The sequence below is a fragment of the Helicobacter sp. MIT 01-3238 genome (genome assembly GCF_003364135.1).
In the GTDB taxonomy this organism is placed as follows: domain Bacteria; phylum Campylobacterota; class Campylobacteria; order Campylobacterales; family Helicobacteraceae; genus Helicobacter_B.
Genome location: NZ_NXLN01000001.1, coordinates 208,145 through 223,610, shown reverse-complemented (window position 1 = coordinate 223,610; position 15,466 = coordinate 208,145). Strand labels below are relative to the sequence as shown.

Sequence of the window (15,466 nt, the reverse complement as noted above, 5' to 3'; positions counted from 1 at the left end):
CCCCCCCCCGATATTGTCTGGCGTAATGCTATTTATTTTTTCTGCGCTGTTTGAGGGTTGATTTTGCTGTGCGTGGGAGAGATTGGCAAATAATGCTAGTAGAAAATTTGCTAGCAAGAAAGAAGCGCGAAATCTACTAATTTTTTGTTTGCAGAAATGCTTTTCAAACTCCATTTTTTATCCTTATCATTTTTTGTGCTATTATCATTTTTATACACAAAATGATAACGACTAACAAAATTGAAATATTGTAGTCCTAAGTCGCTTAAAAATCGCTTATATCAATATATGAAGCATAATGAGAAAGCAAGCTATTTTGCGATATTTTATAGGCATTGCTAAAAAATCAAGTGAAAAATTTTTGCAAAAAGTTTTTATATTTTTACGCGTGCGATGACGATATAAAAATACAAGACCAAAATAAAGGACACCAATGCCACCTAAAACCTCCCAATATATCGCTATCCAAACAACAGCACCCACCAAAAAAGAAGCACGCAAAATCGCAAAATCCCTACTAAAAAAGCGACTATGTGCTTGTATCCAAATCCGCAAAATCACAAGTCTTTATGAATGGCAAGGGGCAATCTGCAATGAAAAAGAATATCTCTTGCAGATAAAAACGCACAAAAAGCACTTTGAAGCAATCGCCCTTTTTATCGGCAAAATCCACTCTTATGACACACCACAAATTATTTCTTTGCCCATAGAATCTATAAGTGAGAAATATCAAAAATGGTTAGATAAATCTATAAACTAATGTAAAAAACTAAAAATCCAAAGCCGCTCAAGCACAAAAAAAGCAAAATCTATCCAAGCACGCGCAAAAATTCCGCTTTGACAAATCCGCGTAAATCCCCCAAACTAGGAATGCTTAAATCCTCGCTTAAAAAGTCATTTTCCAAATCGCTATCCAAAAACTGCTTGGTCTTGCGCGTGTGCTTATCTATGCCCACTTTGCCAGAGAGTGAGAGCTTCTCGCCCCCTGTTATAGGGGATTTGATAAGGTGCTTGTTTTCCCCATTTATCCGCGCCCAAGTCATCTTGCTTACCAAGCCCACATCATCTCTTATGCCCGAGTTATACGCATAGCTACCAATCCCAAAGCACAAGAACTCCGTTGGATTATAGCCATTGTCCTTGCACCAATCATACACCGCCCTTGCACGCTCCACCGTGATAGCATCGCCATAGATTATGCGCACTTTGCTTAGGGAGAAATACTCATCAACAAGCCTTATCACGCCCTTTCTCGCCCGCTCATCGCTTGAGCCCGCATCGCCTGTGAGGATTAAAAACGGGTCTCCAGAATCAGGACGCAGCACGATAGGAAATGCGCGGTTTTGTATCATTTCATTTGCCTCTTTATCGCGCTTTAGCCCTTCGATAATCTCCCAAAGATTCCAAGTGTCCGACACGATTGACACCATCGATTTTGGAAACGCCCTCATAATGCGCTTAAAGCTCTCCACCTCGCCACTTTGCCCGCCTAGACACATTACACTATGCTCGCTTGCAGGGATTGAGCCAACTAAGCTTGCTTGTGCGCCGTATTCATCATAGAGGTGCTTTAGTGCCATCATAGAATCCGTGCCATTAAAAAACAAAATATGCCCCATAGAGGAGTTGTAGCAGTCCTCTATGCCGTTCATTCCGCGCTGTGCGAAGTCGTGGAAATTCCAACTTTCATCAAGGTAGTAGCCCAAGCAATCGTATTCTATGCGCTTAAACCGCGCTGCGTTTGTCGCCACAAGGCAGGATTTCCAAATTTGAGAATTTAAATAAGTCTCTATGAAATTCACAAACCAGCAGTGCTCCTGCTTGGTTGATTGGAGTGTGATGATAGGCGAGTGCGATGGGATAAAGCTCCCTTCAGGCACGACTTTGAAGTGGATAGGAATCTCATTTGGCAGGCTAAGCCATTTATCGATTAGGAAATGATAGGATTCTTGGGATTTATCCAAATTCATAAAATCGCTGTATAAAAACTCTAGCCCAGATTTTATGCTTTCCTCACTAGCGGCTTTAAATTCTGCATAAAGCGTTTTTAGCTTGGCGATTGCTTGTCGCATACCAAAGGCTACGATATGTCCATTTAGCGCACTCAAATCAAGTCTAGGATTGCGACAATAAAGCACGCTATACACGGACTCTAAGCCCTGTGGATACATACTCGCGTGCGTGTATTTGTAGCAATCAGCGATAAAAAGTAGTGTGGGGTATTGTGGATTTTTTAGATTGTTTGTCATTGCAAAGTCCTTAAAAAAGTGTAAAAATATTGGCGTTTTTGCATTTGTGCTTTTCGCGCTTTTTTGCGCTAAAATCAGCAAAATAGCAACGCAAAAGTATGATAAAACAAAAGTTTTGGATTGTAGCAGATTTTAGTGGTTTTGCAAGTGGTTTTGAGGTTTTGCAAGATTTTATTAAGTGTATTTTGTGAGGATTTTTGTTGATACTTTGTAGCAGATTTTGCTTTGTAGTTTTTTTTGTGGTGGTTATTTTTGTGGTGCTTTTGCTAGCAGCTGCTCCCGCAATGCGCTTAGATTTTTGCTTAGTCTTACCTCATAAGTTGGGATTGTTGTTTGATTTTCTTGTGGATTATCTATTTGCTTTAGATTTTCATTTAGCTTTGATACTTCTTCTTGCGCATACACGCGTATTTGCTCTAGGCTTGGTTTTTCATACACTCGCACGCCGTTTTTAAAATAAGGGATATGTAGCTCTTTGGCTACATAGTCTTTGTCGTGCAAAATCTCGTTTATATTTTCATCGTGCAAGTATAGTTTGTCAAATACTGCTTCCCCACTATTTTTATCAAAAAACCGATAGAGTTTTTTATAGTGTGGCAGGCTTATTTTGCTTGCTTCCTCGCTTATTTTTATCGTAGGTGTGATTTTGCCATTTTGCTCTTTTGCTACAAGTTTATACACGCAGCCAAGCACGGGCGCACTTTTTGCAGTGATTAGCCGCTCGCCTACGCCAAATGCGTCAATGCACGCGCCATTTTGCAAAATCTGCTTGATTCTTATCTCATCTAGCGCACCGCTTGCTACGATTTTTGCCTCATTTAGCCCTGCTTCATCAAGTAGTTTTCTCAAAGATTTTGACAGCGCACACAAATCGCCAGAATCAATCCTAATGCCATAATTTTTTGCCTTTCCACTCGTGGCTTGTAGCAACTCTTTTAGCGCGATTATTGCGTTTTGTATGCCACTATTTAGGCTATCATAAGTATCAATGAGTAAAATTGCGTTGTTTGGATATAGCTTGCAATACTCTCTAAATGCTTCTAGCTCACTATCATAAGCCTGCACCCAGCTGTGCGCCATCGTGCCTGCGACTTTTATGCCATAGATTTTGCCTGCAAGCGTGCAAGCAGTGGCTTGCACACCACCTATATAAGCCGCTCTAGCTCCACTTAGTGCGGCATCTATGCCTTGTGCTCTGCGTGAGCCAAACTCTAGTATCGCTCTATTTTGTGTCTTGCTTTTTTTGCCTTTGGCGTCTTTGGTGCTAGAAGTTTGGGCAGCGCGGACTATGCGATTTGTCTTGGTAGCGATTAGGCTTTGGTGGTTTAGGGCTAGGAGGATAAAAGTCTCTAAAATCTGTGCTTCGCTAGCCTTTGCCCGCACGGTCAAAATCGGCTCATTTGCAAAAACTACTTCCCCCTCACGCACACCATAAATATCCCCACTAAATTTGAATTCTGCTAAATATGCCAAAAAATCAGGGCTAAAAAGATTTTGCACACGCAAAAATTCTAAGTCTTGCGAGCTAAATTGGAGATTGGTAATAAAATCTACAATGCTATCTTGTCCGCTAGCAATGACAAAGCCACCATTATCAGGCACTTGCCTAAAAAACACATCAAAGTAGCAAATCGTGTCTTTTATGCTTGATTTTAAGTAGCCATTGCTCATCAAAAATTCATAAAAATCACAAAGTAAAGCTAAGTTTTTTTCTCTAAAAATTGTCTTGCCATAATGGCTTTGTGGCAAGCGAGCTTGTGTAGGGTGGCTTTGCGAAAAATGGCTTTGTGAGGAATGGTTTTGTGTGCCATATTTGGTGTTATTTGCATTGCTTTTGGCGTGCATTAAAAGTGCCTTTGTGCGATATTTAGAAGTTGTGGTGCTGTTTTAAGATTGGTGTGTATTATAGCCTAGAATCTATTTAAAAGCACCTCAAATTTGGTGCTTCCAAAATGTAGCTGTGTAGCAAAAAATTTTTAGGAAAAAAGATTTTTAGATTTTGCAAAATGTAACCAAAATCTTATACAAATCATATACAATTCCTTGCTTTGTCTATGAAGCACATATCAAACTATAAAGGAAAAACAAATGAAAGAGAATCTCTCACGCAAAGCAAAAGGCAAAATCGGATTTTTGGCTACTTGTATTTTTGCACTAGCTACAAGCACGGTGGCTTTAGCAGAAAATCCACAAAACTTCGACCCCAAAAGCGCAAAAAATCACTTAGTTATCAAGATGGAGATTTTAGATAGCAAAAACAACAAAGAAGCAGGCGAAGTCGTAGCGGTGCAAACACCTTATGGGGAAGCATTTTTCCCAAACCTAAAGGGACTAAAATCTGGATTTCACGGATTTCATATCCACGAAAATCCAAATTGTGGTAGCAATGAAAAAGGGCTAGGTATGCAAGCTGGCGGACACTGGGACCCAAAGAAAACAAATAGACATTCATTCCCTTGGGATAATGAGGGGCATAAAGGGGATTTACCTGCATTGTTTGTAGAAAAAGATGGCAGTGCAAACACACCTGTGCTTGCTCCCAAAATCAAAAATATAAACGAAATCAAAAATCACGCTTTGATGATTCACTTCGGTGGGGATAATCACAGCGACCACCCCGCACCTCTTGGTGGTGGTGGAGCAAGAGTAGCCTGCGGAGTTATATAATAAAGATTTTACCTAACGCACAAGACTACTTAAATCCTGCTTACACAAATCACTACATAGGTTTGCCACAAATGCAAAAAGCGTTTATTTGCTTAAAAGGCACTACTTTTAGGGCAAAGACGCTTTTTGTGGCAACTCAAAGTGCCACGATACTTCCACAAATACTTTATAAATACTTTGTTATGCTTTTTGCGATTTTTTGCTAATCCATTTTTGATAACGCTTTTTATGCCAAAATCTTAAATTTAGGCTTTTTGATTGCGCATATTTATAACCTCACAATATAGAAAATTTAAATGCAAATTTTTGCTATAATCACGCGCAAGGCTTGATAAGTGCTTCACGCCAAAGCGCAAAGAAGCAAGATAAATCTAAGGGGTGCAAAATGGCATACACGATAAAAGAAGTAGAGGAAAAGACAGGTATTTCAAGTCATACCTTGCGATTTTGGGCGAAAAATAACTTGTTTCCGTTTATACAAAGAGATGATAACAATATACGCTACTTCAGCGAAAATGATTTGGGCTGGGTAGCTGTGGTGCATTGTCTTAGGCAAAGCGGGCTAAGTGTGGGGCAAATCAAAGAATATGTAGACTTGTGCCTAAAGGGAGAATCCACATTTGAAGCAAGACTAGCCATAATCCAAAAACAACGGGATGAAACGGCAAAAATCATCAACGAATACCAACGCGCCCTTGACAAACTAGAATCTAAAGTGCAGTTTTATGAAGATGCTATCTATAAGCGCGAAAAAGAAAAGATAGAAAGACTAAATCCAAATGAACTAAAAAGCTACTTTGAAAATCCTCAAAACAAGCACTACAAAGGTGTAGGTGAAAATGCCGCAAAGACTTTGGCAAAATAAAATCCATAAAAAAAGCCAAAATCTAAAAGTGCCATTACAAAACCAAAAAGGAGAGAATATGTTTGAGGAAATTGAGTTTGAGAGAATCAAGCGACTACCAAAATATGTCTTTGCAGCTATCAACGAAATCAAACTAAAAATGCGCCAAAATGGCGAAGATGTCATTGACTTTAGTATGGGCAATCCCGATGGCGCGACACCACAACATATCATTGATAAACTCTGTGAGGCAGCCCAAAAACCAAAAAATCACGGCTACTCTGCAAGCAAAGGAATCTATAAACTTCGCTTAGCAGTGAGCGATACTTATAAGCGCAAATACGGAGTAAGCCTAGACCCAGAAACCCAAGTCTGCATAGCTATGGGGAGCAAAGAGGGCTTTGTCCATCTTACCCAAGCTATCACAAATGTGGGCGACACCGCCATAGTAGCAGAGCCTGCTTATCCTATACACTACTACGCTTTTATGCTATCAGGGGCAAATGTAGCGACATTTGGACTAAAATGGAATGATGAATACGAGCTAGATGAGGAAGCGTTTTTTGCTTCACTAAAAGAAACGCTAAAAAACACAATGCCAAAGCCCAAATTTGTCGTAACCAATTTCCCGCACAATCCAACAACTATCGTTGTCTATAAGCGGTTTTATGAAAAACTTGTAAAGTTAGCAAAAAAAGAAAGATTTTATATCATAAATGACATTGCGTATGCGGATTTGAGCTTTGGGGGGTATGTCGCGCCTAGTATCTTTGAGGTAGATGGGGCACTAGATGTCGCAGTAGAGAGCTACACTCTCTCAAAAAGCTACAATATGGCGGGCTGGCGTATCGGCTGTGTAGTTGGCAATTCTAGACTTATAGGGGCGTTGCAAAAGATAAAAAGCTGGCTTGATTATGGAATCTACACACCTATGCAAATCGCTGCGACAATCGCGCTAAATGGCAAACAAGAATGCGTCCAAGAAATCGCTAGGAAGTATGAGGAGCGAATGGAGGTGTTGATTGAGAGTTTTGGTGCAGCTGGCTGGGAGATGAGTAAGCCAAAGGCAAGTATGTTTATATGGGCTAGGATTCCACAAGTCGCAAGACATTTGGGAAGTCTAGAGTTTTCTAAAAAACTCCTGCAAGAAGCAAAAATCGCTGTAAGCCCGGGGATAGGGTTTGGCAACCACGGTGATGAATATGTCCGCATAGCCCTCATCGAAAATCGCAACAGAATCCGCCAAGCCGCTAAAAATCTAAAAGCGTTTTTGAAGCAATTTTAGCGCACATTTGGCTTATATAAAGCACTTTTATGCTATGATAGCAAAATCTAAAAAGAGGCTTTAAGAGAGACAAAAAGGCAAATCTCTACACGAAAGGAATCTAAAATGTCCAATCTTGCAAATGTCGATAAAATTACTAATCTCCACAAAAACAACGAACTTCAGCTACTCTGCTTCCGCATAGAAAAGGGCAGAGATTTATACGCGGTAAATGTTTTCAAAATCCGTGAGGTTGTGAAATATCGTGGCGTGATTACTATCGTAAGCCACGAGCCTAGCTCACTTGTAGAGGGGCTTATCACTATTAGGGAGCTTACTATCCCACTTATTGATATGCGCAAGTGGTTTTTCTATGATGCGAGCAACAAAACAAAAGACTTGCGTCCGTATCGAATCAAGCAAGATGGGCAAGATGACATTGTGATGATTTGTGAATTTTCGCGCTGGACGATAGGCGTGCGCGTCTATGAAGCAGATAGAATCCTAAGCAAAAAATGGACAGAAATCGAGCAAAGCACAGGCGGTTCTGCAGGCAATCCTAGCAACAAACTTGTATCTCGCACTCGCTATTTTGATGGGCGATTAGTCCAAGTGGTGGATATTGAAAAAATGCTTGTTGATGTGTTCCCTTGGATAGACAAAGAAAAAGAGCAAGATTTAGAAAAAGTAAACAAAGTCCGCACGCGAAAAGAGATTTTGCTAGCTGATGATAGCCCAAGCGTGCTAAAAACAATGCAGATAATCCTAGACAAAGTCGGTGTAATCCACCACGATTTCCCAAATGGCAGACGGCTTTTGGATTATCTTTTTGACCCAAGCACCAATATCGAAAATATAGGTATGATTATCACGGATTTGGAAATGCCTGAAGCAAGTGGGTTTGAAGTGATAAAGCAAGTCAAAGAAAATTCTGCTACTTCAAAAATTCCTATCGTTGTAAATTCATCTATGAGTGGCTCAAGCAATGAGGATATGGCAATGTCGCTAAAGGCAAATGCTTTTATCTCTAAGTCAAATCCGCTAGAAATAGAGCGAGCGATACAAGATTTGATGATAAAGTAGCGCAAGAAAAATGTGGTAAAAATGGTGATGGGGGTAGAGAAAATTTTGCAACCCCACAAAATTAGAGAATCTAAAAATGTCGCAACAAAAAAACACAAAGCTAGCAGATGATTTGTCAGCCCAAGAGAAAGTTTTAAGCGAGGATTTTGACTACTTTGCTTTGCCCTCTCCTTGCTATGTGCTAGAAAATCATAAGCTAGAATCAAACCTTGAGATTTTGGATAATATCCAAAAACAAAGTGGTGCGAAAATCTTGCTTGCGCTAAAGGGCTATGCGTTTTGGCGCAAATTTGACAAAGTGCGCGAAGTGCTAGCTGGAAGTAGTGCAAGTGGAATCTATGAAGCCACTCTAGGGTTTGAGGAAATCGGTGGCAGAGAGAGCAGCAAAGAAGTATGTGTATTTTCCCCTGCATACAAGCCAAATGAGATAAACGCACTTCTATCCATAGCTACGCATATTATTTTTAACTCCTTTACCCAATGGCAAAAATACAAACCCTCAATAGAATCCAAAAACGCACAACTAGCAAAACTCGGCTTAAGCCCTATCAGTGTGGGACTACGACTAAATCCACTTTTTAGCGAGGTAGAGCCTGAAATCTACAATCCTTGCGCTAAGTATTCTAGGCTTGGGATTACTCCTAGCGAATTTGAAAAAGGCTTGAAAGACTTAGCAAAATCTAGCAAAAAGTGTGAAGAAAACAAAAAGCATAGTGTAGATTCTGCATTGGAGGGAATTGAGGGGCTACACTTCCATACACATTGTGAGCAGGGCGCAGACGCGCTAGCTCGCACACTAGAGCACATACATAGGCACTTCTCTAGCGCACTTAAACAGATGAGATGGATAAATCTAGGTGGCGGACATCATATCACCAAAAAAGGCTATGACACCGATTTGCTTATCTCGCTTATCAAAGACATAAAATCAAAGTATAATAATATTGAGGTGTTTTTGGAGCCCGGTGAAGCTGTGGGCTGGGAGAGTGGGTTTTTGCTAGGGGAGGTGGTAGATATAGTAGAAAATGAAAAAAAAATCGCTATCTTAGATGTAAGTGCTAGCGCGCATATGCCTGACTGCCTAGAAATGCCATATCGTCCAAGCGTGATAAAAATCTCACGCAACCAAAATCGCACTAGCGATAGTAATGACAAAAAAGTGCTATGCGAAGCAGACAAGGGCGAGTGCGATTCTAGCACTAGCAAAAGTGGCGGTAAATATGCCTATCGATTTGGTGGTCCCACCTGCCTAGCGGGCGATATTATCGGGGATTTTAGCTTTGATACTCCGCTAGAAGTAGGCGATAGAGTGGCGTTTTTGGATATGCTACACTACACGATTGTAAAAAACACAACCTTTAATGGCGTGCCTCTGCCAAGTCTTGGCATAATAGAAACAAGCAAGTCTAGCAAAGCAAGTGAGTCGGGCAAGGAGCGCAGATTTCGCTTGCTAAAATCCTTTGGCTACAATGACTACAAAGAGCGAAACTAAAACTTATGCCAATAAGCCAAAATTTAGCGTAACTAAAATCAAAAGCGAACAAGATTTTGCCCAAAAATATCTGCAAAATGGAGGATAAAATGAGTAATGCAAAAAAATATGTCGTAGGCATAGTTGGTGCGACGGGCGCGGTGGGAGAAGAGATTATCCGCGTGCTAGAAGAGGTGAGTTTCCCACTAGAGAGAATTGTCCCACTTGCTAGCAAAAATAGTATCGGCAAAAGCGTAGAAGTGCAAGGCAAAGAAGTCGCTGTGCTAGAAACTACCGATGAAGTATTTAGCGAGCAAGGGATAGAAATCGCGTTTTTTTCCGCAGGCGGAAGCGTAAGTGAGAGATACGCACCAAGTGCTGCAAAATCTGGTGCGCTAGTCATTGACAACACGAGCTTTTTCCGTCTAGATAGAGATGTCCCTCTAGTCGTCCCTGAAGTAAATCCACAAGACATAGCCGATTTTGCCAAAAAAAATATCATCGCCAATCCAAACTGCTCTACAATCCAAATGGTGCAAGCCCTAGCTCCATTGCATAAGGCATTTGGCATAGAGCGCGTAGATGTCAGCACCTACCAAGCAGTAAGTGGAGCTGGCAAAAAAGGAATGGAAGAGTTAGTCTTGCAAATGCAAAAATTCTTTGCTTTTGAGCTAGATTCCGCCTCGCCTAGCGTGTTTCCTCACAGAATCGCGCTAAATGTTATCCCACATATTGATGTGTTTATGGAAAATGACTACACAAAAGAAGAAATGAAAATGATAAAAGAAACGCACAAGATTATGCACGCGGATTTCCCTATCAGTGCGACTTGCGTGCGCGTGCCTGTGCTACGAAGTCATAGTGAGAGCATAACTGTTAGATTCTCTTGCGAAGTAAGCGCAAAAGACGCAAAAGACGCGCTAAAATCCGCGCAAAATATTGTGCTGATTGACGAACCACAAAATGGACTATACCCTATGCCTACAATCGCCACAGATACCAATGAAACTTATGTGGGGCGAGTGCGTGTGGATAATTTTGATAAAAGGATTTTGCATTTTTGGTGTGTGGCTGACCAAATCCGCGTAGGAGCTGCTACAAACGCCGTGCGAATCGCACAAAAATGGTGTGAGATGCAAAAAAGCTAAGCAAATAGCTAGCGCAAAATCAAGCACACAAAAATAGCAAAAGCTAAAGGTGGATTTTTTTTACAAAAGCAAAAAGTTGTGCTAGTGTGCTTGCTTCGTTTTTACAACGATTTTGGTATAATTTCATTTTCCATTGGTTTGGTGGTGGCTGCTCTTAAGATTTGAGAGAGGAAAGTCCGAGCTACATAAGACAAGGATTCCATTTAACGAATGGCTAGGGCGACCTAAGGGAAAGTGCAACAGAAAATAACCGCTCATTTGTGCTTATTTTTTGCAAAAATATTTTTGCAAGCATTAAAAAGCACTGCTAAAAGAAAGATAAGCACAAATGAGTAAGGGTGAAAAGGTGGGGTAAGAGCCTACCGACTGCTAGGCAACTAGCAGTGCCGTGCAAACCCAATCCGTAGCAAAAAGGGTGTGGTAAATGTCTTAGATTTTGCCCTTTGCTTGAGGTGTGTTGTGAAATGCACCCTAGATAAATAGCCACCCTCGACAGAACTCGGCTTATACCAAGCCAATGGATTTTTGGATTGTAAAAATATTTCCTAAAAACTTTGATATTTTTTTATAGATTTTTTAGCTTCAAAAACTACATTATTTCTCTCATATTGACAAAAGCCATTTTTGCACAGATTCTATGATTCTATGCGACATTATCTTAAATCATTTCGCGTAAGATTTTTGGGTAGCTTCTTTAACTGCTTTAGTGTATGTATTTTTCAAAACTTTCAAAGTAGATTTTGCTTGCTTTGCTCAAATCTATATCTATGTCAGCTATGCAAATGCGCAAGTTTGATTTGCTCGCTTCCACATAAGGCACTTCCTCACAAGCCACACCTACACAATCCCTTTCCCCAAAAGTCATCTCCTCATAGACTACTTCCCCGCAAACTTTCCCCACCTCACAAAGCGGTATGTTTAGCAAATCCGCGCTTTTTTGCAATGCCACGACTTGACTAGGAGCGCACTCCACTAGAGCGCAACTTTGAGTTTGGGCAAAAAGCCATTTGCCAGATTCTACCCCAAAATCATTGCTGAAATCCTCGCTAGAATCCCCACCAAAATTCTTGCTAGAATTTTTAGATTCCATAGATTCTAGCACTTTGCCAAACCCCCTTGCATCTACGCCCTTGCCTCCGAGTATTGCCATTTTTGCAAGTGCGATAGCTATCCCGCCTTTGCCGACTGCCTTTGCGCTTAGGATTTGCCCGCTTGCTATGCCTTTGTGGAGAAACTCCCACAATGCCCTCTCTCTATCCAAATCTATACGCACTTCCCCGCACAAGCCACCACCTATTATTTTTTGCGCCACACTCCCGCTAAATCCGCTTATATCACAGATATTGCCAAGCAGTAAAATCACATTTCCATTTTCTTTTAACGCAGAATCAATTATATAGTCCGCACCGCTACGGTTACTTGCACAAGCACTACTTATACCCACACTAACGATAGTGGGCGTAGGATATATGTCTATTTCATCGGTTTGGTTATAAAGCGATACATTGCCGCTTACCACAGGTGTTTTTAGCTCTTTGCACGCCTGCTTTATTCCCTCACACACTTCGCTAAACTGCCACATTACTTCAGGGTTTTGAGGATTGCCAAAATTTAGGCAATCACTTATCGCAAGTGGTTTTGCACCCCTTGTAGCTAGCTTTCGTCCTGCTGTGGCTACGGCGATTTTGCCTCCCTCTCGTGGATTTAGATAACATATTTGTGGCGCACAATAAATACTCATTGCTAGTGCATTGCCATTTTCTTTTACGCGCACCACACTGCCATCTAGCTTGCCACTTGGCACTATCGTATTTGTCTGCACGGTGCTATCATATTGACTATATATCCATTTTTTATCGCAAATATCTATATGCCCCAAAAGCTCCCTAAAAAGATCATTGTTTGATTTGTCATTTAGATTTTTTATGAAGCTAGAATCTAGCTTGTTAATTTCGTCTAGATAGCTTGGCTTATCCACTTTCCTCTTTAGCACAGGGGAGGCTTCACTTAGAGGTGCGATAGGGATTTTCCCTACGCACTCTCCCTCCCAAAGTAGCTCCATAATCCCACTATCTGTTACCTCACCGATAATAGCGCAATCAAGTTCCCACTTCTCAAATATTTCTTTTATCTCGCCCTCTTTGCCTTTTTTGGCGCAGATTAGCATTCTTTCTTGGCTTTCACTTAGCATTAGCTCATAAGCATTCATTTGGGATTCTCGCATAGGCACTTTCTCTAGTTCTAGTCGCATACCGCTACCACTTCGCCCAGCCATTTCAAAGCTAGAGCTTGTAAGTCCTGCTGCGCCCATATCTTGGATTCCTACGATTAAATCGCGTTTGAATAATTCCAAACACGCCTCAAGCAATAGTTTTTCTGTAAATGGGTCGCCCACCTGCACAGTAGGACGCAAAGAGGTAGAATCCTCACTAAAGCTATCACTACTCATCACTGCTCCACCTAGCCCATCGCGCCCTGTCTTGCTTCCTACATAGATTACGGGATTGCCCACTCCCTCTGCTTTTGCATAAAAAATCTCTTCTTTTTTTGCTAGCCCTAGACAAAAAGCATTTACCAAAATATTGCCATTGTAGCAAGGCTCAAATGTGCTCTCTCCCCCGATAGTTGGCACTCCCATACAATTCCCATATCCGCCGATTCCCTCCACCACGCCAGAGAGCAAGTATTTGTGCTTTTTACCTATGGCGTCCTCTCTATACACTTCGCCAAAGCGGATAGAATCTAGGCTTGCCACAGGTCGCGCCCCCATCGTAAATATATCACGCATTATCCCACCTACTCCTGTGGCAGCTCCTGCAGTTGGCTCGATGAAACTTGGGTGATTGTGTGATTCTACCTTAAACACCGCTGCCATACCTCCACCTATGTCGATTACGCCTGCGTTTTCGCCCGGTCCTTGTATCACATACTCCGCGCTTGTAGGGAATCCGTTTAGATAGATTTTGCTAGATTTGTAGCTACAATGCTCGCTCCACATAGCACTAAAAATCCCTAGCTCTACAAGGTTTGGCTCACGCCCCAAAATCCTTAAAATCTCACTATAATCATCTTTGCTAAGTTTATGACTACTAAGGGCGCAATCCATATCAGCTATGCAAAATTTTTTGTGTAAATCGCTTATTTTGGTGAGTGTGTCGTGTGGCATTGTAAATCCTTCTGCGTGCTAAATCTAATGCAAATCAAAATAAACTCAAGTGAAAAATACCTAGTATGTGGCAAAAATTTCAAATGTGAAGTATAGCAAAATCAAGTATATAAGGTTTTTGTTTGTGGTGCAAACATTACTAGGACTTAGCAAAGGAACGGCTTTTGCTGGAATCCTTAGAAATCAAATAAGCAGGCAAACGCCACAAAATGCACAAATGGAGCGCAGTATGAGAGAAGTCAAAGAGACAAAAAGGATTTTATTAGCGGTAGCTTTGCTAGGGATTATAGGCGTGCTATCTATGGGCATAAGCCACGCAGATGAAGCACAAGAGCCAAACCAAAATGGCAGATTTACTTATGGGCTTGATAGGGATTTGAGCGAAGATGAGCTAGCACAAATGGGCTCACAATATGATGATAGAAATCTCCCCCCACCCTCGCAAAACCCAGCACTAAATGGCAACACACCCACCGCGCAGGGAAATGGTGGTAGCAATGGTGGCAATGGAAACAATGGAGATGCCACCCAAGCAAATGGCAATGGCACAAATGGAGCGCAACCACAGCAATCAAACCTACTTCCGCACGAATATCCCTCTGCTGATAGGCTTACCTCGCCAGATATTCCCACAGCACAGCTAAAAGCGGGGATAGAGTTTGCCAAAAATGGCGACTACCAAAACGCCTATGATTCTTTCAAAAAGTCTTGTAAAGGTGGAAATCCTAGCGGGTGCTTTGCCATAGGCACTATGTATGCCACAGGAAAGGGCGTAGATACCAATATCCGCCGCGCCAAAAAATACTATGAAATCGGTTGCTCTGCAGGCGACCCCACCTCTTGCACCAATCTAGCAATGCTATATAATGATGACAAAACTGCGACAAAAGATGACAAAGAACTAGCTGCACAATACTATATGAGTGCGTGTGAGGGAGGGGATGCCATAGCGTGCAATAATCTAGGGTTTATGTATGCAAATGGCGATGGAATGGCAAAGGACTTTTTCACCGCGATAAAATACTATAAACTAGCTTGCGAGGGAGGAAGCAATCTAGGTTGCTACAATCTAGGCTTACTAAGCAATACCAAAAACATATATGGCAAGAAAAAATCTGAGCTAAGCCAAGCAGACCTAAACTACGCCGCGTGCAATGCAGGGGATATAGTAGGGTGTAGCAATCTAGGGTGGATGTATGCAAATGGCGTAGATGATGTCCCTCTAAGCTATGCCTATGCAGCCAAGTATTTCAAAAGAGCGTGTGAAGCGCGAGATGTCAAGTCTTGTAGCAATCTAGGTGTGCTATACCAAAAAGGGCTAGGTGTTACCCAAGATACAAAATATGCACTTGACTTATACACCTACTCGTGCAATGCAGGACTACAACAAGCTTGTGATAACTATCGCATACTAAAAGAAGACTTGCATATCAATCCAAAGCCAACTTACAACATAAAACCTCGTCCAAGCAAGCAAAGGCAGTCTTCTGTCTATAAGAGATAGGGATTTTGGCTTTTTAGATTTTTTATAAAATCTACCTCACAAATACGCCATATAAATATTCCCTACAAAA

General features: G+C 41.4%; 11 protein-coding genes and 1 other RNA gene. 9 read left to right on the top strand and 3 right to left on the bottom strand.

Annotated features, from left to right (window positions below):
- The first annotated feature begins 433 nt into the window (after positions 1 to 433).
- Positions 434 to 760, top strand: coding sequence for a divalent-cation tolerance protein CutA (cutA, locus tag CQA40_RS00930; RefSeq protein ID WP_115519116.1), 327 nt, complete (start codon positions 434 to 436; stop codon positions 758 to 760).
- Between the two features lie 49 nt (positions 761 to 809).
- Here cutA and CQA40_RS00925 read toward each other — a convergent pair whose 3' ends face one another.
- A complete protein-coding gene (locus CQA40_RS00925) occupies positions 810 to 2,249 on the bottom strand; it encodes a nicotinamide phosphoribosyltransferase domain-containing protein (RefSeq protein ID WP_115519115.1) in 1,440 nt (479 codons plus the stop codon).
- 246 nt (positions 2,250 to 2,495) lie between these two features.
- Positions 2,496 to 3,971, bottom strand: coding sequence for a nicotinate phosphoribosyltransferase (locus CQA40_RS00920; protein ID WP_408941399.1), 1,476 nt, complete (start codon positions 3,969 to 3,971; stop codon positions 2,496 to 2,498).
- A 366-nt stretch (positions 3,972 to 4,337) separates the two neighbouring features.
- Between CQA40_RS00920 and CQA40_RS00915 the strand changes: the two genes are divergently transcribed.
- The 7 genes from CQA40_RS00915 (at position 4,338) to rnpB (ending at position 11,249) form a co-directional block, all read left to right on the top strand.
- Complete coding sequence (locus CQA40_RS00915) at positions 4,338 to 4,916, top strand: superoxide dismutase family protein (protein ID WP_115519113.1); 579 nt, start codon at positions 4,338 to 4,340, stop codon at positions 4,914 to 4,916.
- Positions 4,917 to 5,301: 385 nt separating this feature from the next.
- On the top strand, positions 5,302 to 5,781 hold the full coding sequence (locus CQA40_RS00910; RefSeq protein ID WP_115519112.1) for a MerR family transcriptional regulator: 480 nt from the start codon (positions 5,302 to 5,304) through the stop codon (positions 5,779 to 5,781).
- Between the two features lie 58 nt (positions 5,782 to 5,839).
- The gene (locus CQA40_RS00905) at positions 5,840 to 7,045 is read left to right on the top strand and encodes an LL-diaminopimelate aminotransferase (protein WP_115519133.1); all 1,206 of its coding nucleotides are present in this window, start codon (positions 5,840 to 5,842) and stop codon (positions 7,043 to 7,045) included.
- 105 nt (positions 7,046 to 7,150) lie between these two features.
- Complete coding sequence (locus CQA40_RS00900) at positions 7,151 to 8,107, top strand: chemotaxis protein (protein WP_023927658.1); 957 nt, start codon at positions 7,151 to 7,153, stop codon at positions 8,105 to 8,107.
- A 76-nt stretch (positions 8,108 to 8,183) separates the two neighbouring features.
- Positions 8,184 to 9,599, top strand: a complete 1,416-nt coding sequence (gene nspC / locus CQA40_RS00895) for a carboxynorspermidine decarboxylase (protein WP_115519111.1) — start codon at positions 8,184 to 8,186, stop codon at positions 9,597 to 9,599.
- Between the two features lie 89 nt (positions 9,600 to 9,688).
- Positions 9,689 to 10,726 (top strand): aspartate-semialdehyde dehydrogenase, encoded by a 1,038-nt coding sequence (locus tag CQA40_RS00890; RefSeq protein WP_115519110.1) that lies wholly within the window; start codon positions 9,689 to 9,691, stop codon positions 10,724 to 10,726.
- A gap of 132 nt (positions 10,727 to 10,858) precedes the next feature.
- An RNA gene (gene rnpB / locus CQA40_RS00885) (RNase P RNA component class A) lies at positions 10,859 to 11,249 on the top strand.
- A gap of 180 nt (positions 11,250 to 11,429) precedes the next feature.
- On the opposite strand, the gene purL is transcribed toward rnpB, so the two are convergent.
- Positions 11,430 to 13,892, bottom strand: a complete 2,463-nt coding sequence (gene purL / locus CQA40_RS00880) for a phosphoribosylformylglycinamidine synthase subunit PurL (protein ID WP_115519109.1) — start codon at positions 13,890 to 13,892, stop codon at positions 11,430 to 11,432.
- A 400-nt stretch (positions 13,893 to 14,292) separates the two neighbouring features.
- On the opposite strand from purL, the gene CQA40_RS00875 reads away from it, so the two are divergent.
- Entirely contained in the window at positions 14,293 to 15,396 is a 1,104-nt protein-coding gene (locus tag CQA40_RS00875) for a tetratricopeptide repeat protein (protein WP_115519132.1), read from the top strand.
- Positions 15,397 to 15,466: the final 70 nt, after the last annotated feature.

Bases quoted from the DNA above. Each gene is read 5' to 3' on its own strand.
- purL (WP_115519109.1), bottom strand. From the start codon at position 13,892: ATGCCACACGACACACTCACCAAAATAAGCGATTTACACAAAAAATTT.
- CQA40_RS00875 (WP_115519132.1), top strand. From the start codon at position 14,293: ATGGGCTCACAATATGATGATAGAAATCTCCCCCCACCCTCGCAAAAC.
- CQA40_RS00915 (WP_115519113.1), top strand. From the start codon at position 4,338: ATGAAAGAGAATCTCTCACGCAAAGCAAAAGGCAAAATCGGATTTTTG.
- CQA40_RS00925 (WP_115519115.1), bottom strand. From the start codon at position 2,249: ATGACAAACAATCTAAAAAATCCACAATACCCCACACTACTTTTTATC.
- CQA40_RS00900 (WP_023927658.1), top strand. From the start codon at position 7,151: ATGTCCAATCTTGCAAATGTCGATAAAATTACTAATCTCCACAAAAAC.
- nspC (WP_115519111.1), top strand. From the start codon at position 8,184: ATGTCGCAACAAAAAAACACAAAGCTAGCAGATGATTTGTCAGCCCAA.
- CQA40_RS00905 (WP_115519133.1), top strand. From the start codon at position 5,840: ATGTTTGAGGAAATTGAGTTTGAGAGAATCAAGCGACTACCAAAATAT.
- CQA40_RS00890 (WP_115519110.1), top strand. From the start codon at position 9,689: ATGAGTAATGCAAAAAAATATGTCGTAGGCATAGTTGGTGCGACGGGC.
- cutA (WP_115519116.1), top strand. From the start codon at position 434: ATGCCACCTAAAACCTCCCAATATATCGCTATCCAAACAACAGCACCC.
- CQA40_RS00910 (WP_115519112.1), top strand. From the start codon at position 5,302: ATGGCATACACGATAAAAGAAGTAGAGGAAAAGACAGGTATTTCAAGT.